The organism is Paenibacillus brevis (assembly GCF_018919145.1).
GTDB classification, from domain to species: Bacteria; Bacillota; Bacilli; order Paenibacillales; family Paenibacillaceae; genus Fontibacillus; species Fontibacillus brevis.
In genome coordinates this window covers 79,472-101,445 of record NZ_JAHLQJ010000015.1, presented here as the reverse complement: position 1 = coordinate 101,445, position 21,974 = coordinate 79,472, and the positions used below count along the sequence as shown (strand labels likewise).

Genomic DNA, 21,974 nt, shown 5'->3' with positions numbered 1-21,974 from the left:
CTCCTTTGAGGCAAAGTGTCCAAGCTGCACTTGTAAGGTTAAAACTACTTATACGCTTAAATATACCATTAATGAGACTTACCGGATACTTGGCCCCATCGATGTTTCGCCTTGTAATGACTTTCCCAATGCCCTGCTGTGCACTTCGTCCCGGGCGGTAACCGTGGCTCCCCTCCAAGAAGAACGGTTCGAATAGCTTGCCTCCGGCTCCCTTGACTGTTTTTTATGCAGAACTCTCTTTACAATCACATTGATTAACTGTTATATTATAAGTATAACAGTTATAACAAGGAGGTGGCGATTGTTGATCATCCATTTAGATATGCAATCAGAGGTTCCCATTTACACACAGCTTGAACACCAGATTGTCGAAGGTATTGCCGGAGGCAAGCTGCAACCAGGAGAACTGCTGCCCTCTGTCCGCCAGCTCGCTTCAGATGTAGGTATCAACCTCCATACCGTCAATAAGGTTTACACGCGTTTGAAGCAAGAAGGATATATTCTGGTCCACCGGCAACGGGGAGTCGTCGTTAATCCGGAGGGAATGCCTTCTGCAACAAGCGAGTTTCTGGAGAAGCAGGCCGCTGAACTCAGGCCCATTATTGCTGAAGCGATCCTCAGAGGAATGAGCCGGCAGGAGCTGACAGAGATCATGGAGCAGATCTATACAGAAATTGCCCTGCCGACAAAGGAGGAATCATAATGTCAACTCTATCCATCGTTGTGTTAACGCTCATCTTTATCCCACTCATCTCATCGCTCGCCTTTATGCCCTATTTGACCCGGGAGACCGTCAGCTTTGGCATCTCGATCAGTGAAGAGATTTACCGCAGTGAACCTGTACGCCGTATGCGGAAAAATTATGCTCTAATTAGCTTGCTTCTATATGGGCTGTTGTATCTCTTATGCGCCTTTGCTCTGTTACGTTCTGGTCATCAGGACCGATTAGAGGAAAGCATCTGGCTGCCTCTATTTATCTTTCTTTTGATTGCCTTATCTTCGGGGCTGTTCCTCTATTTCCATTTTAAAATGAAACAGCTGAAGCGAGCACTTCCCGGGACCGCGGAGGCAAAATCCATTTTGGCCGTAGATACAAAATACCGTCAGAACAAACTGGCTGTATCTAATCACTGGTTTTGGCTGCACGTAGCACTGATTGCGGGAAGTGTTCTGTATATGCTGGCGAATTATGACCGGCTTCCGGGACAAATCGCACTTAAGTATGATTTCCAGGGAAATATTGTCGAAAGCGCCGCCAAATCATATGCTACTGTCCTTTCTCTTAATGCCGCCCAGATTATGATGCTGCTGCTGTTCCTCTTCATCAACTGGAGTATTCAGCACAGCAAACAACAGACTTATGCCGGAGATCCAGAACGCTCCATTCGGCAAAGCTCGATTTTTCGTCATCGGTGGTCCGTCTTTAGTTTGTTGTCCTCCTTTATGACAATCGGACTGTTCTCCTTCCTGCAATTGAACATGATCCAACCGGTTCATACAAGCGTGATGATATCCGTGACCCTTGCTATTCCGCTCTTTGTCGTCCTGTTCGCTATCATATTATCTTTCCTGACGGGTCAAGGCGGCAGCAGGATCAAACGTCCGGCCAAGGGCTCAAACGTGCAGCCGGTAGATGATGATCATTTGTGGAAGCTGGGAATGTTTTATTACAACCCTTCCGACCCTTCTGTTTTCGTTGAAAAAAGGAGCGGCATCGGCTGGACGATCAACCATGCGCATCCGGCGGCCTGGACCGTTGTAGGTGTCATTTTGATCATCGTGATTGTATCGATTTTGATTTCCAAATAGTTATTCATGGTATGAAATAATAATCATTTCTAGAGGGAGGATTTACGATGTTAAAGAAAAATCTGAAAGCTGTAACCGCCTTATCCCTGGCCGTATCCATATCCCTGCCGGCGACGGCAGCCCTTGCAGGGGACTCCGATCCATCTGTTCTGGTTCCGCTGCGCAGCACAGCCCAATCCCTGGGTGCCAAGGTTGATTGGAGCCAAGCCGAGCAGAGCGTCACCGTCACCAAGAACAATCAGACCCTGATCGTTCGCCTTGGTCATAAACATACCGTGTTGCTTAACGGAAAGGAAATCGCTCTTCGCACACCGGTACAAGTGAAGGATGGAAGTGTTGTCATCGATAGCGAAATTCTGAATCAGGCGCTGGCTGGCCTAGCCGTTGAGTCTGATCCTGCCGATGCCTTTATTGAGGCGCTGCAAGCCGGGAATGGTTCTGCTGCCGCCTCATTGACTGCAGAATCCATTGCGCCTGTCCTTCAACCGGCATTGCTGAATGGACTATGGTCCAATTACGAGCAGCTCTTCGGCAAGGTCAAGGGACAAGCGACGAAGACTGAAACCGTAAATAGTGTGCATAGAAGCGTATCTTATACTTTTGTCACGGAGGCAGCTGGCTTCCAGATCATCCTGAGACTGAATGAGGCTGGAAAGGTTGATGATTACTATATCAATACATCACTTCCGCAGGATTATCAGAAGCCTGCTTATGAACGGGCTGGAGCTTATACAGAGCAAGAGATCACGGTGGGGGGCGGAGCTTTGGCCTTGCCAGGAACGTTAACCCTGCCAGCCGGTATAGATACCGGAACAGCCCCCTTTCCTGCTGTCGTGCTTGTTCACGGCTCGGGACCGCAGGATCGCGATTCAACGATCGGCGGCGCCAAAGTGTTCCGTGATCTGGCCGTCGGGCTTGCAGCCCAAGGTATTGCTGTGCTCCGTTATGACAAAGTAACATACGAGCATTCCTTGAAGGTATCGTTGGATCCAACCTTCACGTTGAAGCGCGAAACCGTCGATGACGCACTAGCTGCTGTCGAGCTGTTGAAAGGTATGGATAATATCGACTCATCACGCATCTACGTGGCCGGCCATAGTCAGGGCGGCTACGCTGTACCGTTGATGATTCAAGAGGATGCAGGCAAGAGCATCGCAGGAGCAATCATTCTTGCCGGACCTGCCGGCAAATTTGCCGATATTCTGGCTCTGCAGCAAAAAGAGCTTGTAGCCCGCGTGAAGCAGATCGGCATCGATTCCACCCCGTACGAGCAGCAAGCGGCCCAGTTCATTGCCATCGCCGATATCGTGAATGACCCTCAGTATACGACAGAGAATATGCCTGACAATTTCCCGATACAGCCCGCCTTTTGGTGGTTTGAGCAAAAGAATTATACAGCTTCGGAGCTTGCTGCCAAGCAATCAGGACCGTTGCTGATCCTTCAGGGCGAAAATGACTGGCAGGTGCCTGCCGGACAATTTGACCTCTGGAAGCAGGCGCTTAAGAACCGTTCCGATGCGGAATACAAGCTGTATCCAAAGGTCAACCACCTGCTGTCCGAATATGATGGTCTCTCGATCGGCTCCGAATATGTAACACCGTCAAATGTTAAAGAGTCGATCATTGAAGATATCGCCAGCTGGATCAACCGTGTGAAGCCGTAAGCAAAAAGGCCAACCAGAGATTCTGGTTGGCCTTTTAATACGAAGAGGGTGTTCCGAAAGTCAGCTATGATGACTGCTTGGGGCTCCCTCTTCTTCGGAGTTATGCCGTTCGATTGGGCTTAGGTGGAAAAGGCATTAAGAATTGCTGGTGTGGGGACTCATGCGACGAATTTAATGCTAAAAAGCATTATAATTGCTGGCGGGGGTGCTCATACGACGATTTTAGTGCAAAAAGGCATTATAATTGCTAGTGTGGAGGCTCATGCGGCGAATTATAGTGCCGAAAGGCACTATAATTGTTCGGGCGGGCGTTCAAGTCACAATTTTAATGCAAAAAAGCATTAAAAATTGCTGACGGGAGGCGCTAGTGCGACGAAATAAGTGCTGCAAGAGAGAACGAACAAAAGTTGGGCAGAAAAGGGCCAGTGCCTTTTCTCGCCCAACTTTTTGTTTCGGGGACTTATCGGACAGCCCCTTTCACATAGTACACATAGCTTTCTACATACACGCAGATTCTGTTTAGGAGCCTGTTTACACCAAAGACCCCTCACGGGCTGTAATCACCATGGCAATATTGTCCTGGATGTGCCGCGTGGATTCTGCCTGAAATGGATCCTGCCGGAACACAACGGCATCTGCCAGCAGGCCTTCCGCAACGGCTCCCAGCTGTCGCTCCGCATCCAGAATGCGAGCTGCGTTAGAGGTCGCGGACTGCCACGCCTCCTCCCAGGAAAGGCCATATTCGCGCAAGGTATCGAGCTCCATCAAGTTGCTGCCGTGCAATGCAGGCGTGGCATAATCCGTGCCGAAGCCGATCAGCACGCCTTCCCGCCTGGCATATTCCACTGCACGGGGATGTGCTTCAGCCGCACGGGCCGCACGGTCACTGATCAGCGGAGGAAGAGCCAACACACCCTTAGGATCAGCGGCGATTCGGTAAATCGATGCTGTTGGAACATAAGCCACGCCAGCAGCCGCCATTCTTCCTGCCTGATCCGCCGTCAGAAACATCCCATGCTCAACAGAGGCTACTCCTGCCTGAATCGACCAGTCGATCGTTACGCCTCCCCAGCTGTGTACGAGCACTTTTTTTCCATGGTCATGGGCGTATTTTACGATAAAGGCGAACTCCTGCTCGGAAAAATTCGGTTCAAGCACCTTCTCCGTTGGAGCACCTAGACCGCCGGTAGCCATAATTTTAATCCAGCCTGCTCCTGATGCAAATACTTCGTTCATCCGTACCTTCAAATGCTCTATACCGCGGGCATCTGACGCCCCGAACATTCCATTGCTGGTGATGACTCTTAGCGGAAGCCCGTAATGCCGCAAAATATGATCAGCCGTAGGCTGTGCCAGGCCACCGGCATCTCTTGCCGTTGTAATGCCCGCTCGCAGCGTAGCCTCGAACGCCTGGGCCTGCATCGCCTCAATCTCTTGCGGCTCCCGCTTTAATTGATCGGCATGGTCGAAATCCGTCCAAGCCAAATGCGTATGCAGATCGATAAGACCCGGACTCATCCACAGCCCCTCGCCAGTCTCTGCTTCATTCCATTCGGATGCTTCACTCAGGGTGACAGCCCCGTCCCCCTCGCCTGCTTCCTTCACAGGCCGGTCAGTCACTTCCTTCACAGCCTGAAATTTCCCATCACGAATCGAAATATCGAACCGCTTGTCCAGAATGCCGACTATATGGATTCCTTGAAAGTCTTTTTTCTCCGGTGCCTGTACAATCATGCCTGTCCCTCCCATATCTCGGCGGCTGCGGACAAGGCAGCTTCCGGAGAATGCTCGAGCAGCTCGGCCAGGGTAATCAGTGCTGTACTGACACCCTCTTTACTCGCATTCAGTCCAAAATGGTTCACTCGCAGCAGCTGTCCGAACAGCTCTCCGTCCCCCGGAGCGACAATTCCGATCGGTTGATCTATACGCAAACGCGGTTCATCCGCAATGCGTATCGTTGAGGTCAGCGTGGAATAGAATTGGCTGTCTTGCTGCCACGGTGTAAGCCCCAGTTGAGCCGCTCCGGCATGGAGCGAGGCTGCAGCCAGTTCATGACGGCGGATGACCTGCTCCAGTCCCTCTTCTTCGATACGGGACAGCGCAGTAATTAGCGCCCTCCCCTCCAGAGAAGGAAGATTAGGCGGAACACGCCGCGGAGCTGATCGGTCTGCACTCGCCTTCAAGTCTAACAGTGACAAGATTGAATTGCGGGGCGCATGAGGATTCGTCTCGATGAACTGCCAGCCGCGCGGCGAAATACCGACTGCGCTGATCCCGTTCGGACCCGCTAACGCTTTTTGTGCACCGATAGCTACCAGGTCCACGCCCCATTCATCCGTAAGCAGTTGTTCTCCACCTACGGCAGAGACAGAATCCATAATCGTCACCAGCTGATACTCTCCGGCTATTTCGAGGATTTCTTTCGCCGGATTCGAGCCTCCCGTGACAACCTCGGCCTGCACGAAAGAGATCGCACACGGGCTGTGGCGTTTAATGGCCTCGTGAACCTCGCGGACCGTCACCACCTTGTCGAAGGATACCTTGACCTCCACGACCGTCGCGCCCCCGCGCTCCAGCCAGCTTCCAAACAGGCTCCCATAAGGTCCGGTCACGATATTCAGAATCTTGCGCCCGGGAGCTGCAATGCCTGCTGCCATGGCTTCAATGCCCAGAATTGCCTCACCCGGGATCACAACCGGGGCATGAGCGGTTGAGAGCACGCTCGCGAACAATTGTGTAATCCGGTCGAACTCTTCGAGCGACAACGGAATATGGCTTGCGTTCAGTTGACTCATGGTGTATCCCTCCTGCTATATGTTCCTGCCGGCATCTTGGGAACAGCGGACAGCAATTGATAGCCATACGCTGTATCCGGGCGGGCAAAGAAGCGATCCTTCGAGTTGATCTCCACCAGCTGTCCATGGCGCATAACGGCCACGGTATCACTGATGGCATGGATAACCCCCATATCATGGGAGATAAACAGCATCGTCAAATTCAATTCCTGCTTTAATGAAGAAAATAGTTCAAGCACACTCAGCTGTACGGAGACATCGAGTGCGCTTGTCGGTTCATCAGCAATCAGCAGCTCAGGCTCCACACTAAGTGCCCGGGCAATTGCAATCCGCTGCCGCTGGCCACCGGAGAATTCGTGCGGATAACGGTCCAATGCCGATCCATCGATCTGAACACGAGCCAGCAATTCCAGACAACGCTGCTCCAGCTCGCTGCGGCGAACGATGCCGTGAAACAGCAGCGCTTCGCTCAATAGCTGCCGGATTGACAATCTGGGATTGAGTGAGGCATCGGGATTCTGAAAGATCATCTGGATTTTTTTGCGTTGAGCCCGGCTTCTCTTCCTCGTGAGCGGCTCGTCCCCGAGCGAGATGATGCCTTCGTCCGGGACGATCAACCCTGCGACAACGCGGGCTAAAGTTGACTTGCCGGAGCCGGATTCACCAACGAGCCCAAGGGTGGTATGCTCTTCAATATTTAATTGGATCCGATCAAGAGCCGTAACCCCGTCATAGCGTACGGTCAGATCCTTAATGTGCAATCCATGGCTCATCTCTGTTCTCCCCCCTCCAGTACCGGTACCGGAAGCACCGAATTAATCAGCATTTGCGTATAAGCATCCTGAGGGGCTTGAAGGAGACTCAGCGTATCACCCTGCTCCACAATCTGTCCCTGTCTCATCACACAAAGGCGCGAGCACATCGCTGAGGCAACCGCCAGATTGTGGGTGACAAAGACCATCGCGAAACCAAGCTCCTGCTGTAAAGCGGAGATCGTCTCAATAATCTGCTCCTGAACGGTCACATCCAACGCCGTGGTCGGCTCGTCGCAGAGCAGGATACCCGGCTTGCAAGCCAGGGCAAGCGCGATAACGACCCGCTGGCACTGTCCGCCGGACAGCTGGCTTGGATAGCGGTCCTTCTGCCGCAGCGAAAGCGGCAAGCCCAAGACCTCCAGCAGCTCCAGCGCAGCCTGGTGCGAGGCTTTGCGGCTCAGCCCTTGGCGGTAGGAGATTACCTCAGCAAGCTGCTTAACCACTGGACATAACGGATCTAATGAACCCCGAGGATCCTGAAATACCATTGCACTGCTTAGAGAGCTCTTGATTTGGCCGCCCGTCTGTTCAATCCCTTGCGGCAGCAAGCCGAGAATAGCCCGAAGGGTCAGCGATTTGCCTGAACCGGATTCACCGACCAGTCCAAGCGTCTCTCCCTTTCCTATCGAGAAGCTTACATTATGCACCAGCTTAGGGTTAGCTCTGGATGACAGAGTCAATGCCTCTACTTCCAAAATCGGATTCATTGACATTATCTCCTCCTCCATAAATCAGCCAGCCCATCCCCTACCAAGGATAAGGCAATCCCTGTATATACTACTGCCAATCCCGGCATGGCAGACAGCCACCAGGCTGTTGTAATGAATGACTGCCCATCTGAAATCATCGTTCCCCAGTCAGGGGTAGGCGGTGCAATGCCGATCCCCAAGTAACCAAGGGTAACGATCGCAACCAACAGGCCCACCATATCGGTCATCAGCACCACCACCGCCTGGGGAAGCACGTTAGGCAGAATGTGGCGGAACATAATTCTAATGCCGGAAAGACCAAGAGTCTGTGCGGAGGCAACCCACTCCTGCTGACGAAGCGATACAGTAACTCCGCGAGTTACCCGGGCGAACACAATCCAGCCTACGAGCATGAAGGTGATGAAGATCCCCCGCTGTCCAGCCCCGCTGGCAAATGCAACAATGATTACGATCAAATAAAAGGGAAATGCGATAAAGGTGTCCGTGACCAGTGAAATGATGTTATCCATCCATTTGCCGTAATAACCTGCCAGCATCCCCAGAAAGATCCCCGTACAGAACGGAATGATCTCGGCCAAGACCATGATGGACAGATCGGTTCGTGCCGCATAAATAAGTCTTGTAAACAAATCCCGCCCCAGCTGATCCGTTCCTAGCCAATGGTCTGCTGAAGGTGGCTGAAGAAATGCACGCAGATCCTGCGCAGAAGGGTCGTAGGGACTGATTACCGGGATAAGAATCGCCAGCAGAACCAGGATGGCAAGCATAATGATGCCTCCCAGCAGTGTTGGATTCTTGAGAATCCGCCGCAAGGTGCCTTGGCTTTTCCGATTCGGGCCGGTTAGGTTGTGTGGGCTTATTGTTTTCATGACTTCCCCTTCGTTCTGGGATCCAGCCACCAAGATACGATCTCAACCAGAAGGCTGATGATCACAACGGCAACCGCACAGTAGAGGGCGATGCCTTGAATGACCGGGAAGTCCCGATTGGAAATGGAGGAAAAGAGCAAGCTGCCGATTCCTTTTATGCCGAAGACCTGCTCTACCACCAGTGTCCCGCCAATCAAGTAGGACAAGTTAACACCAAACAGCATGAGCGTCGGCAGGGCCGCATTTCGCAGCACATGCTTGAACAGAATGACCCTGCTTGGGATTTGAGCTGCTTTCAAAGTGACGATAAAATCAGATTCCAGCACGTCCAGCATCTGCGCACGCAGAGAACGGACAAGTGTAGGCATCTGAGAGAACGCAACCGTAATCGAGGGAAGAATCAGACTGTAGACCATGCCCCAGCCTTCACCCGCCCCTCCTACCGGGAACCAGCGCAGACGTACTCCAAACAGGAGGATCAATAGCAATCCAACCCAAAATACAGGCATTCCCATCGTAACCGTGGGGAAGATTCGGATCAGATGATCCGGCCACTTATTTTTATTGGTGGAAGCCAGGGTAGCCAACAGCAGGGCAATAATAATCGCAAGGACAGAGGACATCGCAATTAACAGCAGCGTGACCGGCGCACGCTCCGCGATCAGAACCCGGGTCGAATTCCCGGATACGATCGAGTTGCCTGTATCTCCTTGCGTAAATAAATTACTTAGAAACCGAAGAAATTGTTCTCCTAACGAAAGATCAAGCCCGAGAGCATGATGCATGCTCTCGAGCGCTTCTGGCGTGGCATATTCACCTAGAATCATCTTCGCAGGATCTCCCGGCACAATCCGTATCAGGAAAAATACAGCAATCATGACGCAGACGATGACAATGAAGGATCTTGCAGCCGTAATGAACAACCATCTGTAGGATGATCCCCGTTTTTTGGAGCCAGATGCATTAAGGACTTGATCTTCGTTCATCATTGCCCGATCCGGACTTCTTCAAAGCGGAGACTTCCGTTCGGCAATACGATCAGGCCGTCTACAGAAGAACGGACACCCTTCAGAATCTCAGGATAATACAGCGGAATGTACGGTACTTCATCGGCCAAAATTTGCAGCAGCTTGGCATAGGTGGCTGCGCGTTCCTCACCATCCTGCGTCTTCTGGCCTTCACGGAGCAATCCGGTTACTTCATCGTTGGTATAGTGAGTCCAGTACGACTTGCTGAAGCCGTCCGGATCTGTCTGGAATGCAATGATTGAGTTCGCTTCCGGCGAATCCGCTTGGCCGCTGTTAATCATAATCGAGAAGTCATAAGCGAAGAAACGCTCACGGAACGCCGCCAACTCGATGGATTCGATCTCAATGTTAATGCCGATCTCTTTCCCTGCCGCCTGAATAATCTGCGCAGCCTGGGCTCGCGAGCTGTTCCCCGAGGCAATCAGCAGCTTGGTCGAGAAGCCGTTCGGGTAAGCTGATTGAGCGAGCTCCTGCTTAGCCGCCTCTACATTGAACTCCAGAGCCTTGACGGTGTCATTGGAGTTATATGGAATGGCCGTTGGCAGCAAAGAGGTCGCTGTCTGGGCATAGCCGAAGGTCAGTGCATTGGTCAATCCCTCGCGATCAATCGCCTGGGCCAAAGCGCGACGTACATGGATATCAGCAAAGTGTTCATCAAGAGTATTAAAGAAGATCTGCTCTGTCACCCAGCTGCCATTCTCAGCAACAGCTGTGTCGGAGCCTTCCTTAATTTCATTGGCATTTTGCAAAGCCAGCGATTCAATCGCGTCCACTTCTCCAGCCTTGAGCTGGTTAATAGCTTGGCTATCATCCTCGATCAGCTTATATACGAGCTTGTCGATATAAGGCTTGCCTTCTTGCCAGTAATATGGATTCTTCGTAAAGGTAACGTCTCCGGTCGGATCCCAGCTTTCAACTACGAAAGGGCCGGTTCCAACAGGTTGCTTAAAGAACTCTTCCTCACTCACGCCTCCAAAATCCTTAGGGATAATCCCGTTGGAGAAATTGGAAAGCTCAGACAGGAACGGAGTGTACGATTCTTGCAGAGTAATGACCAGGGTCTTCGCATCCTGTGCTTTGACTGAATCAACCTTGGCCGCAATCGCAAGCGGTCCTCCTACCTCTAAATGTCTCTCCAGCGAGAATACCGCATCCTCTGCGGTTACATCGGTACCGTTCGAGAACTTCACACCGTCCCGAAGCACAAAGGTATAAGTAAGGCCATCCTCGCTAACGCTATGCGATTCGGCCAGCCAATCGACAATTTCCCCGTCACTATTGAAGGACAACAGCGATTCGAATACTTTGTCGATCGCAAACGCGTTATTGGCCGTAATCTGATTATGAAGATCAAAAGAGTTCACAGCAGCCGGACGCCCATAAACAAAGGTTCCTCCCGTTGCTGCCTGGTCTGAATTCGCTCCGGTATTTCCTTCTGTTTGTCCGGCTTGATTCGTATTCTGACCGGCATTCTCATTCGATCCAGAGGATGATTGGCCGCCGGAGCAACCTGCAACCAGGACCAATATGAGCAGGGTGCAAATACCTGTCACCCACAATTTTCTTGAAAATGCATACTTCTTCGACATCTTCTGACCTCCTGTCCGATAAATCCTATTGAATTAGTTTGAATAGTATTATGCACTGGTATTTGACATCTGTCAAACCTTAAATTTCAAGCGCCGCAAGGGATTCGAGGACTTTCTTCCAGCTATGGAAATGTATCCGCTTTATTAAGATCGACAAGGCAAAATAGAAAGAGCGCCAGTTTGCTCATTGGAGAAAAATGACGCCGCCGTTCTGCATCTATAAAATTGTCATCTGATGTCTTCTATTATAGAATCATCATCATTCCCATATCCTTCGCCGCTTCCATCACCACAGGAGCAATCTCATCCAACGTCTGCTGGGACATACGGCTGACAGGCCCGGATACGGACAGGGCTGCCGCCAGTTCTCCCCTTCGGTTCAGAATCGGCACGGACACGGCCGCTGCCCCGGGTTCTCTCTCTTCATAACTGGTGGCATATCCGATCTCCCGAATCCGCTCCAGTTGAGTTATATATTCGGCACGATCTATGCTTGAGGGCCATTCCGGGCTATTCAGAACAGATTGAAGCACTTCATCCGGAGCATAGGCAACCAGCACCTTGCTCGAAGCGCCTACGAATAACGGCAATCTCGCCCCGACCGGAGCCACGCGCCGAATGGCCTGATTGCTCTGCACAGCCTGGATACGTAGCCGATCCGTTCCATCCAGCAAGTACAGACTGACCGTCTCGCCCAGTCTGTCTCTTAGCTGCTCCATCCGCGGCTGCAGCAGGATCGCCGGCTCATCACCCTCTGATAAATGGACGGATAGCTCCCATATTTTCAAACCAAGCCGGTATTTCTCTGTCGCCGAATCACGGATAACAAATCCCTTCTCCTCCAAGGTCGTAAGCAAGCGATGTACCGTACTTTTGTGAAGACTGATCTCCCCGGCGATTTCCGTCAAGCTCAGATCTCTTTGCTTGGTAAAGCATAATAATATATCAAGCGCCCTCTCGACAGCGCGAACCGTTAGTTTTCGCTCCTCCATCAGGGTTCATCCCTCTCTCTGTCGGTTTCACTATATGAAACCTGGTTACATAAATTATAATCACGTCGTCTGGAAAACGTCAATCTGCATCTATCCAATTATCTCCGCCGGATTGACAGAACCCATGCCTCGTCATACGATTAAATCAGAAAATATGAGTGTTTTCGACATAAAATTCGTGTCTTTCATAAAGAAATGATTCATATTCTTATTACGATCTTAGAGGAGGGGGAGGAACATGGGACCGAATTATCCTGTTGAACTGCTTCCATCTTCCGCGTCTACTGCTCCTGAAGCTTCTGCACCGCCTTCTTCCCGCTTTAGCTTCAAAAATATATCCATCGCACTGCTGTTGTCACTTGTCTTCTTCCTTAGCTTCTGCTTTATTGCCTTGCACGGCTTCATCGCATGGGTACTATCGAACCCGACCGTCGCTCCGCTCTACTCCAATCCCAAGCTGGCCAAGAATCTCGAGTATGAGGATATTCTCTTCCCGGCTGCCGACGGCAGCCGGATGATGCAGGGCTGGTATATTCCCGCAGAGGATTCAGACAAGACAATCGTGTTCAGTCATGGCTATGGCGCCAATCGGGAGGAAACATGGATTCCGATGTATGATCTGGCCCATTTTGCACACAATCTGGATTTTAATGTCGTGATGTTCGACTATGGCTTTGCGGCCCAGAACAGTAAGGAAGTAGCCACAGGAGGCAAAAAAGAGGCCCAGCAGCTGCTCGGCGCGATCCAATTCGCTAAACAGCGGGGAAGCCAGGAGATTATCGTATGGGGATTCTCTATGGGCGCCGGCACGGCTCTCCAGGCAGCACTGAAGACCGACGAGATCGACGGAATGATTCTCGACAGTACCTTCCTGCTTGAACCGGATACTATGTACCATAATATCCGGCAGTATATTGGCCTGCCACGCCATCCTTCCCTGGAGATCATTGGCATGCTGCTCCCCATTTTGAATGGAACCAGCTTGCGGCAAATTCCTTATCAGGAGGTTAAGACAACCGATTATCCCTTTCCGATCCAGTTCATCCATGGAACCCGTGATGAGAAGGCACCCTACCCTATCGCAGAAAAGCTGGCTGCCAATCAGACCAATCCGGCCTCGGATGTATGGATTGTAGAAGGCTCTTATCATGAGCTTATTTATCGGGAGTATCCCAAGCAATATCTTCGTCTGGTCTCCACCTTCCTTAGCAAGATCGGACAATCAACTGTATCGGCAGCGAAATAGAAGCCGGAGGCTTTGGCCTGAAAATGTTTGGCATAGTCCAAGCCCCCTTGAAAATAAACTGGTCGTAGTGATCATTTATTCTCAAGGAGGTTTCATTTCATGCTAACCGTTTACGGGCCTTTTTTGCCTGTCCGGATTCTGGAGGAAATTCGGTTCTGGAAAGAGCAGGAGGCTGAGCATACCGAGGTTATACAGGCGATTATTCCAGGACTCGAAGAAGGCTTTGTCAAGCTGCTGAATGAATGGAAGGACGTGTTCACTTCAACATACGAAGCTGCCGACCAACTGCTTCAATACGGCATCACGTCTAAAGAAGCGGCCTGCGACCCTGAATTAATCCGGGAAACCGAGAAGCTGCTGGACGCTTCCTTCCGGCAATCCGCCGAGTTCATCCGGCAGCTTTATTACATTCTCGATCAGAGCAAGGCCGCTAAATCCGTCCCCTTAGCCAAGACGGTTCTGCTCCACATTATTCGGGAATCGGAATATTTCCTCGGCGTACTGGAGACGCTCAATCAACCTGGCCGCATTGCTGAAAGCCTGACTAACGAGTCTCCCCTCTTCCGCGCGGATAAAGGTTCCGTTCCGCGTGAGCAAGACCGTCCGGTTCCGATCGGCGGGCATACGCTCCCCCCTCTGCCCTATGCCTATAATGCACTTGAGCCGTATATTGATGAGGAGACGATGCGCATCCATCATGACAAGCATCATCAGACCTATGTCGACGATCTGAACAAGGCCGAGATCAAGCTTCAGGAAGCGCGCAAATCCGGCAACTTCGATCTGGTGAAGCATTGGGAAAGGGAGTTGGCCTTCAATGGAGCCGGACACTATCTGCATACGATTTTCTGGGACATTATGAATCCGCAAGGCGGCGGCAAGCCGGAAGGCGCTCTGTTGGAGCAGATCAAACAGGATTTCGGCAGCTACGATGCGTTCCATAAGCAATTTTCAAGTGCTGCTGAGAAGGTCGAGGGAGGCGGCTGGGCTGTACTCGTCTGGAGTCCCCGAAGCCATCGGCTCGAAATCCTGACTGCCGAGAAGCATCAGAACCTGTCCCAATGGGACATCGTTCCTCTCCTTCCGCTGGATGTCTGGGAGCACGCCTACTATTTGAAGCATCAGAACAAACGCAAGGATTACATCCAGGATTGGTGGAATGTCGTATACTGGCCAGCAGTCGCAGAACGCTTCGAACAAGCAAGAACATTAAAATGGCAGCCGTTTTGACGGCTGCCTAAGATTTATTATCTGTCTGTTTGGATTTCAAGCGCATAAATGGATGACGGACGAAGCCGCAGCCCGTCGCGCCAGATCTCTGGAGGAATACTGCTTGTAGTACAGGTAATCAAGTCCGGTGAAAAGACGGAATTGATATCAGCAAAGGAATCACTCGTAATCTCATGGAGTATCCAGTCTTGTGATGGTTCTAAGTCGAGCAGGTTCAACCGGGCAGTAACCTCCTTGAGGCTGCGATTGACGATAAATAGAGTAACGAGACTCTTGTCCTCATTCACGCCGGCCACCACGTCCAGGTCAGGCAAGGCATCCAGCTCCAGGTTCTTCGGAACCGGCTTGTTCGCATGCACCGAAAAGGTGTCACACTGAGTATCAACAGCCAGCAGCCTCCGGATATCCCGGTTTGCATACAGCTTCATTACCTCGTAGGTCGGGGTTCCGTAGACAGTCAAGGGATGTCCGCTCCAGCCGGGCGTTCTGCCGCGATACTGGTCGGCATAATGATCCCCCACCCGGATGCAACCGCCCAGCCATCCGTTTACAAGATCAGAGAAGCTGCCGATTTCTACCCTATCGCTGTTCCTCAGCATTTCGTTCAGATTAGCAGCATTGGCGACGGCGGCGCCCAAGGTATGCTCATCCGGCAATCCCTTTCGCACCGTGTTGGGATAATACATTGTATTGTACTCTGTAATGGCCAGCTTCATATGGCGGTGCTTGTTATCCGCTTGAATCTGTTCTAATGTCTGCCGAATATGGCTTCGAGTCCATTCTGGATAGGAGGCCATGGCCTTATAGCGCTCCTCCGCCGCTGTCTGTCTATCCATCCCAAACCTTCCGTAACCATGGTACAAATGCAGTGTCAGATAATCAATGTGTTCGCCCGCAATATCGAGCACGGCGCGATTCCAATCCTGATCGGTGTGCCCGCAAGCCATAATAGCAAGTTCCGGATCCACCTTTCTCATTGCTTGTACAAAAGACACGCAGCGCTCCGCGAATTGCTCCGCTGTACACGTACCGACCTGCCAATCGCCCCAAACCTCATTCCCGATCTCCCAATACTTTACATTGTACGGTTCAGTATGACCATTGTCCGCCCGCAGGGCTCCCATCGGAGTGTCGATACCGCCGTTGCAGTATTCCACCCAGCGCGCCGCCTCCTCTGGTGTTCCTGACCCGTCATTCACGCAGATCAACGGTTCAAGCTTAAGCTCCTTGCAAAATTGAACAAATTCATCGGTGCCGAAATATTTGTGTGTCCACCCTCCCCATGCCTCATTGTACATAACGGGACGCTCCAGTACAGGCCCGATAACATGTTCAAAGTGGTAAGCACTAATGTAATTGCCCGCCAGGCGCATCATTCCAGCGTTCAATGCCCTCGTCATCTCCAGCACCTCGCGCTTTACGAGCCCCACATGGTCAAATGGCAGCAAAGAGACATGGTCAAGCCATAGCATACCCGTGGATACATGATCCTTCCACCGCGGATGATCCTCCGGAACGTATATCCGTAATTCGGCATCGGGACAGGCCTTCTGGATGGGCAACTCCGCCTCGTATTCCTTCCAGTCATGACTTGCCAGATCGATACGCACCTCGCCCAAAATCTCTTCCGTACGCCGATCCGCTGCTTCAATGATCAAATATTTCAGTTCGACAGATGCGCGTGCCACAATTCGGACATGGTAGTCCATCGGTCCTTGCAGCGCCGTCCGCTGTGAAACTCCTGCATAGGCTTCGTCATCACTTTCGATGCGAATCCGCTGCGCGCGTCCCGAATGTCTAAGGGCCGGTGCCTCCAGTGCATACCGGGTATTCCTCCCGTTCGTGTAGGCGCTCCAGCTTCCCGAGACAGCCGGTCTCCCTTCCGCCTCGCTCTCAAAGTCCATGTCCTTTAAGGGAAAGGCAAGCATCGCCTGCATATGATCGCGGATATCCTCCACAAAGTGTCCGAACAAATAAGGATTTACCTGATGTTCGCTAATCTGATCGCCATGTATCGTAATCGTCGCCTTGGATGCCAATCCGCTTCCTTCCCCCTTATCGCCTATCCTTTTATCGAGCCGATCATAACGCCCTTCACGAAGTGCCGCTGAACAAATGGATACATCAGGAGCACCGGCAGACTGGATACGATGATGACCACATACTTAATACTTTCCGCCAGCAGGATTTTGTCTTCCAGCCCTACACTGCTATCCACCGCATCCGATTGACTGATGAGCAGAATCTCCCTCAATACCAGCTGAAGCGGATACAGTTCCTCCCTCCGAATATAGATCAGCGCGTTGAAGAAGGAATTCCAGTGCCCTACCGCATAGAACAGCACCATAACGGCCAGGATCGGCTTGGACAGAGGCAAAATAATGCTGAGGAGCAAGCGCCAGTTGGAGCTTCCGTCGATATGGGCTGCCTCCTGCAGCTCCCAAGGTATACTGGACTGGAAGTAGGTTCGCATCACAATCAGGTTATAAGTCGAGATGGCACCGGGAATGATCAGTGCCCACATCGTATCGACCATCCCCAAATCCTTGACGAGCAAATAGGTTGGAATCAAGCCTCCGCTGAAAAACATTGTTAATGTCACAATCAGCATCAGCCCCTTGCGCAGGGGCAAATCTGGCCGAGACAGCGGGTAAGCCGCCAGCAGGGTCATGCCCAGATTGATCAGCGTTCCTACAAACGTGTACAGGATCGAATTTCCGTATCCCCTCCAGATTTTATCGTTATGCAGCACATTGCTGTAAGCTTCCAGCGTAATCCCCTTCGGCCATAGCCAGACCTCTCCGGCCAATACCTTGGCCGGGGCGCTGAAGGATGCGCTGACCACAAACAACAGGGGATAAGATACGACAAGCATAATTACGATGGCAATGGTATAGACCAATATATCGAACCAACGCTCATCGGCAGGAAGAACCGCGCGGTCATCTGCAATGACTTCTTTGGACATCCCGGTCTCCTCCCTTACCATAAGCTCGTCTCCGATGTACGGCGCGCAAACCCGTTCACAATCAGCAGCAGCACCAAATTAATCACGGAGTTAAACAACCCGATTGCAGCCGTATAGCTATATTCGCCCTTCAGAATTCCTGTGGTGTACACAAATGTAGAAATGACGTCGCTCGACTCTAAATTCAGGTTATTTTGCAGCAGCAATATTTTTTCAAATCCGATATTCATAAATTGCCCGACATCCAAAATCAGCAGAATGACGATAATCGGGGTAATTCCCGGCAGAGAGACATGCCAGATACGGCGAAGCCGGGAAGCTCCGTCCATCTTGGCAGCCTCATAAAGCTGGAGATTAATGCCGCTGAGTGCGGCAATATAGATAATCGACTGCCAGCCCATGTTCTGCCATATGTTCGAGCCAATAAAGACGGTCTTGAACCACCCCGCCGATTCCAAGAAACGGGTCTCGCTGCCGCCCAGCGCCTGCACCAGCATATTGACCGGCCCCTTCGTCGACAACATCACGGTCAAAATCCCCACAACGACCACAATGGAGATGAAATGCGGGATGTACGTGATGTTTTGCAGCCACTTGCTGAACGCTTTATTACGAATTTCATTGATAAGCAGCGCCAGCAGGATTGGAATCGGAAAAGCAACAAGCAAGGATAATAGGTTGATCGTCAGTGTATTGCGGAGCAGCCGCCAGAAATAATAGGAATTGAAAAAGCGCAGAAAGTGCTCGAATCCGGCCCAATCACTCCCGACGATGCCCCTCGCAAGGTTGAAGTTTTTAAAGGCGATTTGCAGCCCGTACAGCGGTCCATAGTGGAAAACCAAGTACCATACCATAGGCAAGAGCAGCATAAGATATAGATCGTAGCGTCTTGCCATCCGGCGGATTAAGCGGCTTGTTCGGCCGGGTTGTCCGTTACTTCTCCATCTTGTCATAGGCATCCTGATAAATCTGCTGGAGTTCGTCAATGTTCATTTTCTTCAAAGTGGCCTGGAATTCATCCCATTTATCGAAGCTCTGTGCCCCGGCAATAAATTTGGTACTCTGCTCCTCGTAATACTTATCGATATCATTGCGCAATATATTGACCCGCTGGGCAGTCTGCTCGTCAAACATCGGTGCCGCATAACGAACCTTCGGCATGTGAGGATCCAGCTTCTCCTGGGCTTCCTGCACCTGCGGCGGGTTGATGTATGACGCTACCTGATCACTGATCAGATGCGGTGCGCCTCCTCCGGCATAAGGAGTGATTTTCGCCTGATTGCCTGATTTCAAGAACTCCTCTTTGTAATACGGAATGCCATCCTTCAGCTCGTAGTGCTCCCCCTCTCTTCCGAACCGGAGCAAGGTAGAGCCCTCCACACTGTAAAAATAATCAATCCAGCGCAAAGTTGCTTCAGGATATTTGTTCACCGAGGTGATCGCAAAGGCTCCGAAATCTCTGGCGACAGGTGCTCCCTGGCTTTGCAGCCGATCTCCATGCGGGCCCTCAGGCGGTGCAATCCCTGTGTACTGGTCCGCGATGTCAAGGAACGGGTTGTTTGTCTGGTCAAAGAAGAATCCCGTCTTCCCCGAGGCTTGCTTGGCCAAATACTCTGCCTCAGTGTGCGAGAACACCTCCGGATCAAGCAGCTTTTCGTTATAAAGCTTGTTCAGATAAACCAGCAGCTCCTTATTTCGCTCGCTGCCCATCCAGATTTCCACCTGATTATCAATCAGATTGATATTGTAGCCAAGCTGCTGATCAAGGCCGAACGAGCCGCTCATCATGTTCACTACCGGAATGCCTTGACCGGATCCGGCGCTTGCACGGGCGGTCATCGGAATCTCATCGGCTTCCCCATTGCCGTTCGGATCCTGATCCCGGAAGGCAACCAGCACATTGTAGAGTTCCTCCGTCGTCTGCGGCTCCTCCAGATTCAATTTTTCCAGCCACGACTGATTAATCCACTTCTTATCCGTCCGGGCAGCTCCCAGGGTTACGACGGCCGGCAGCGCATAAATATGGCCTTCGGGAGTCGTGATCCCCGAGCGGATCTCCGGATATTCATCCAATAGCTTCTTGAAATTCGGCGCGTAATCATCAATGAGATTCTCCAATGGAATCAGTTGCCCTGCCGTACCGTACCGGATAGTCTCCAATGGAGTGAGACTTGAGCGGAATAAGGCATCCGGCAATTCATTGGAAGCGAACAGCAGGTTCTTCTTTTCTTGAAAGCCGTCCGTCGGCGTCTCGATAAAGTCTACCTCGATATTGCTTAATGCCCCGTAATCCTGAAATACCGGCATGTCCTTGAACGGGCCGTTGACCGGAGCAATCCGCGTGAACATCTTCAGCTTAATCGGTTCCTCTACAATCGGATATCCTGTTTTACTTACCGTTGCTGCGGCAGCAGCGGGTGCAGCAGAGTTTGCTTCCTTGCCTCCAGCGGCGCCCGGGCTGCACCCGGATACTACGAGCCCCAATATAACCATTGTCCACACAGCATTTCTTCTCCACGGTTTTCTCATTTGCTTTGCAACTCCTTCTAATTCAAAGTATTCAAGGAAATATAGTTGGTTTTAAGAGTTGCATTTAGCATAAAGTAACTTGCCCGAAATAGAAATAACATTTCGTTGCTAATCATTTGGCATTTCGTTGGGAGAGTAAATCGTTGCGGTAGGCTGTCGGAGATACGCCATAATAGGTACCGAAGGCCCGGGAAAACGTATATAAGTCCGTATACCCGAGTGAGAGGGAGATGTCTGTGATCGATAACGAGCGGTTAAGCAGCATTTCACCAGCGCGTTCCATCCTCAGCTTAATTAGAAATTCCCGGGGACTCATGCCGGTGCTGCGCTTGAATCTGCTGGATAGATGAGAACGGTGCATTCCAATGAACTCTGCAAGATCAGCTACAGTAATCCCTTCGGTATAATGGCTCTGCATATACAACAGGCAAGCACTTAACCAATCCTGATCCTCTCCCCCCTCGGCAAGCGGTCGTGACAGCATTTCGAAGATCCGATAAAGCATGACCTGCAAGTGCAGATCATCATCTGCTTCCCTGTTTTCAATTCGCATCATAATCATCTTAAGTAATTCTTCCAGGTCATCCGTGAGCTTGTTATGCAAATACGGCCTTCGCTCCGACAGCCCGATCCGCTGTACGAGCGCCTCGGCCTGCGAGCCATGGAAGGCCAGCCAGTGTAGGCGCAGCGGGGATTCAGCATCATATTGCGAAACCCAGTAACTATGTTTCACATTCGGGAACAGACAAAAGATGCTCCCTCTTTTTAAGGTCACCGTCTCACCTAGACTGGATAATACAACCTCTCCATGAAGCACAAAGTGAAATGAGAAGCACTCGATGACTCGTGGTCCTACGCTGTAATTTTCCTTCGCTACATTATGTCCGGTTCGGAGCGGCCACAGCCCGCCAAGCTTCTCGAACTCGGTCGGCGTGTAATAAAAAATATCCGCATACTCATGTCCGTAATCCTTCATCCACTCACCTCCGCCTAAGATTTTAAAATGTATTATACTATTCCCCCTACAGTCAACGTCAAGATATAACTATATGCCCCCGCACAAAATAAAACAGCCAGCCGCCGGCAGATACCGTCAACTGGCTGTTCCTTATAAATGTCACGCGCTGCTATTCCTTGATCAGCGATAAAAATTCTGCGCGCGAAGCCGCATCGGTCCGGAAGGTTCCCCGTACCGCAGAGGTCACTGTCTTGCTGCCCGGTTTCTTGACGCCCCGGGAGCACATGCACAGATGCTCGCCTTCCACCACAACCATGACGCCTTTCGGCTTCAAGACCTCTTCCATAATGTCGGCAATTTGCGATGTAATGCGCTCCTGGACCTGCAGACGGCGCGTAACCGCTTCTACCAGGCGAGCCAGCTTGCTCAAACCGGCAATGTGGCCGCTTGGAATATAGCCGATGTGAGCCTTGCCGAAGAAGGGAGCCATATGGTGCTCACACTGGCTGTAATACACGATATCCTTAACGATCACCAGTTCTTCGTGGTTCTCTTCAAAGGTAACGCCGAGCACCTCGCGAGGATCGACCTCATATCCCCCAAAAATCTCTTCATACATCCGGGTAACACGGGCCGGAGTCTCCAGCAGGCCTTCCCGCTCGACATCTTCACCGATCAGCTTAAGAATCTCCCGAACATGATGCTCAATCTTCTCCCGGTTATCCCCTACCTGGGTATTTATATAATCTTTAACTCCCGCCACTATAGTCAC

19 protein-coding genes are annotated in these 21,974 nt (G+C 51.4%); 5 read left to right on the top strand and 14 right to left on the bottom strand.

Annotation, left to right across the window (positions count from 1 at the left end; all coding sequences use genetic code 11):
* The first annotated feature begins 304 nt into the window (after positions 1 to 304).
* The 3 genes from KQJ23_RS17305 to KQJ23_RS17295 are packed head-to-tail and all read left to right on the top strand — an operon-like array spanning position 305 to position 3,473.
* Complete coding sequence (locus KQJ23_RS17305; protein ID WP_216480166.1) at positions 305 to 703, top strand: GntR family transcriptional regulator; 399 nt, start codon at positions 305 to 307, stop codon at positions 701 to 703.
* Positions 703 to 1,809, top strand: a complete 1,107-nt coding sequence (locus KQJ23_RS17300) for a DUF1648 domain-containing protein (RefSeq protein ID WP_216480165.1) — start codon at positions 703 to 705, stop codon at positions 1,807 to 1,809. The genes KQJ23_RS17305 and KQJ23_RS17300 overlap by 1 nt, the downstream gene beginning before the upstream one ends.
* A gap of 47 nt (positions 1,810 to 1,856) precedes the next feature.
* The gene (locus KQJ23_RS17295) at positions 1,857 to 3,473 is read left to right on the top strand and encodes an alpha/beta hydrolase family protein (RefSeq protein ID WP_216480164.1); all 1,617 of its coding nucleotides are present in this window, start codon (positions 1,857 to 1,859) and stop codon (positions 3,471 to 3,473) included.
* Positions 3,474 to 4,004: 531 nt separating this feature from the next.
* On the opposite strand, the gene KQJ23_RS17290 is transcribed toward KQJ23_RS17295, so the two are convergent.
* From KQJ23_RS17290 to KQJ23_RS17255, 8 genes are all read right to left on the bottom strand, one after another.
* The gene (locus tag KQJ23_RS17290) at positions 4,005 to 5,207 is read right to left on the bottom strand and encodes an amidohydrolase family protein (RefSeq protein ID WP_216480163.1); all 1,203 of its coding nucleotides are present in this window, start codon (positions 5,205 to 5,207) and stop codon (positions 4,005 to 4,007) included.
* Positions 5,204 to 6,268: an aminotransferase class V-fold PLP-dependent enzyme gene (locus KQJ23_RS17285; protein WP_216480162.1), complete on the bottom strand. Its 1,065-nt coding sequence runs from the start codon at positions 6,266 to 6,268 to the stop codon at positions 5,204 to 5,206. The genes KQJ23_RS17290 and KQJ23_RS17285 overlap by 4 nt, the downstream gene beginning before the upstream one ends.
* Positions 6,265 to 7,041, bottom strand: a complete 777-nt coding sequence (locus KQJ23_RS17280; protein ID WP_216480161.1) for an ABC transporter ATP-binding protein — start codon at positions 7,039 to 7,041, stop codon at positions 6,265 to 6,267. The genes KQJ23_RS17285 and KQJ23_RS17280 overlap by 4 nt, the downstream gene beginning before the upstream one ends.
* Entirely contained in the window at positions 7,038 to 7,790 is a 753-nt protein-coding gene (locus tag KQJ23_RS17275) for an ABC transporter ATP-binding protein (protein ID WP_249529855.1), read from the bottom strand. The genes KQJ23_RS17280 and KQJ23_RS17275 overlap by 4 nt, the downstream gene beginning before the upstream one ends.
* Positions 7,791 to 7,795: 5 nt before the next feature.
* Entirely contained in the window at positions 7,796 to 8,662 is an 867-nt protein-coding gene (locus KQJ23_RS17270) for an ABC transporter permease (protein ID WP_216480159.1), read from the bottom strand.
* Positions 8,659 to 9,648 (bottom strand): ABC transporter permease, encoded by a 990-nt coding sequence (locus KQJ23_RS17265; protein ID WP_249529854.1) that lies wholly within the window; start codon positions 9,646 to 9,648, stop codon positions 8,659 to 8,661. Before KQJ23_RS17265 ends, KQJ23_RS17270 begins: the two co-directional genes overlap by 4 nt.
* Positions 9,648 to 11,279, bottom strand: a complete 1,632-nt coding sequence (locus KQJ23_RS17260) for an ABC transporter substrate-binding protein (protein WP_216480158.1) — start codon at positions 11,277 to 11,279, stop codon at positions 9,648 to 9,650. The genes KQJ23_RS17265 and KQJ23_RS17260 overlap by 1 nt, the downstream gene beginning before the upstream one ends.
* 245 nt (positions 11,280 to 11,524) lie before the next feature.
* Positions 11,525 to 12,271 (bottom strand): IclR family transcriptional regulator, encoded by a 747-nt coding sequence (locus KQJ23_RS17255; protein WP_216480157.1) that lies wholly within the window; start codon positions 12,269 to 12,271, stop codon positions 11,525 to 11,527.
* Positions 12,272 to 12,509: 238 nt separating this feature from the next.
* Between KQJ23_RS17255 and KQJ23_RS17250 the strand changes: the two genes are divergently transcribed.
* On the top strand, positions 12,510 to 13,517 hold the full coding sequence (locus KQJ23_RS17250) for an alpha/beta hydrolase (RefSeq protein WP_216480156.1): 1,008 nt from the start codon (positions 12,510 to 12,512) through the stop codon (positions 13,515 to 13,517).
* A 99-nt stretch (positions 13,518 to 13,616) separates the two neighbouring features.
* Positions 13,617 to 14,747, top strand: a complete 1,131-nt coding sequence (locus KQJ23_RS17245; protein WP_216480155.1) for a Fe-Mn family superoxide dismutase — start codon at positions 13,617 to 13,619, stop codon at positions 14,745 to 14,747.
* 17 nt (positions 14,748 to 14,764) lie between these two features.
* Here KQJ23_RS17245 and KQJ23_RS17240 read toward each other — a convergent pair whose 3' ends face one another.
* The 6 genes from KQJ23_RS17240 to folE all read right to left on the bottom strand — a co-directional run bounded on the left by KQJ23_RS17240 (position 14,765) and on the right by folE (position 21,965).
* Positions 14,765 to 16,786 carry an alpha-L-arabinofuranosidase C-terminal domain-containing protein gene (locus KQJ23_RS17240; protein WP_216480154.1) on the bottom strand — a complete coding sequence of 674 codons (2,022 nt, stop codon included), beginning with the start codon at positions 16,784 to 16,786 and terminating at the stop codon, positions 14,765 to 14,767.
* 23 nt (positions 16,787 to 16,809) lie between these two features.
* Positions 16,810 to 17,715 (bottom strand): carbohydrate ABC transporter permease, encoded by a 906-nt coding sequence (locus tag KQJ23_RS17235; protein WP_249529853.1) that lies wholly within the window; start codon positions 17,713 to 17,715, stop codon positions 16,810 to 16,812.
* Between the two features lie 14 nt (positions 17,716 to 17,729).
* A complete protein-coding gene (locus tag KQJ23_RS17230; protein ID WP_216480152.1) occupies positions 17,730 to 18,674 on the bottom strand; it encodes an ABC transporter permease in 945 nt (314 codons plus the stop codon).
* Positions 18,649 to 20,244 (bottom strand): type 2 periplasmic-binding domain-containing protein, encoded by a 1,596-nt coding sequence (locus tag KQJ23_RS17225; protein ID WP_216480151.1) that lies wholly within the window; start codon positions 20,242 to 20,244, stop codon positions 18,649 to 18,651. Before KQJ23_RS17225 ends, KQJ23_RS17230 begins: the two co-directional genes overlap by 26 nt.
* Positions 20,245 to 20,356: 112 nt before the next feature.
* Complete coding sequence (locus tag KQJ23_RS17220) at positions 20,357 to 21,220, bottom strand: AraC family transcriptional regulator (protein ID WP_216480150.1); 864 nt, start codon at positions 21,218 to 21,220, stop codon at positions 20,357 to 20,359.
* A 151-nt stretch (positions 21,221 to 21,371) separates the two neighbouring features.
* Positions 21,372 to 21,965 carry a GTP cyclohydrolase I FolE gene (gene folE / locus KQJ23_RS17215; RefSeq protein ID WP_216480149.1) on the bottom strand — a complete coding sequence of 198 codons (594 nt, stop codon included), beginning with the start codon at positions 21,963 to 21,965 and terminating at the stop codon, positions 21,372 to 21,374.
* Between the last annotated feature and the right edge of the window lie 9 nt (positions 21,966 to 21,974).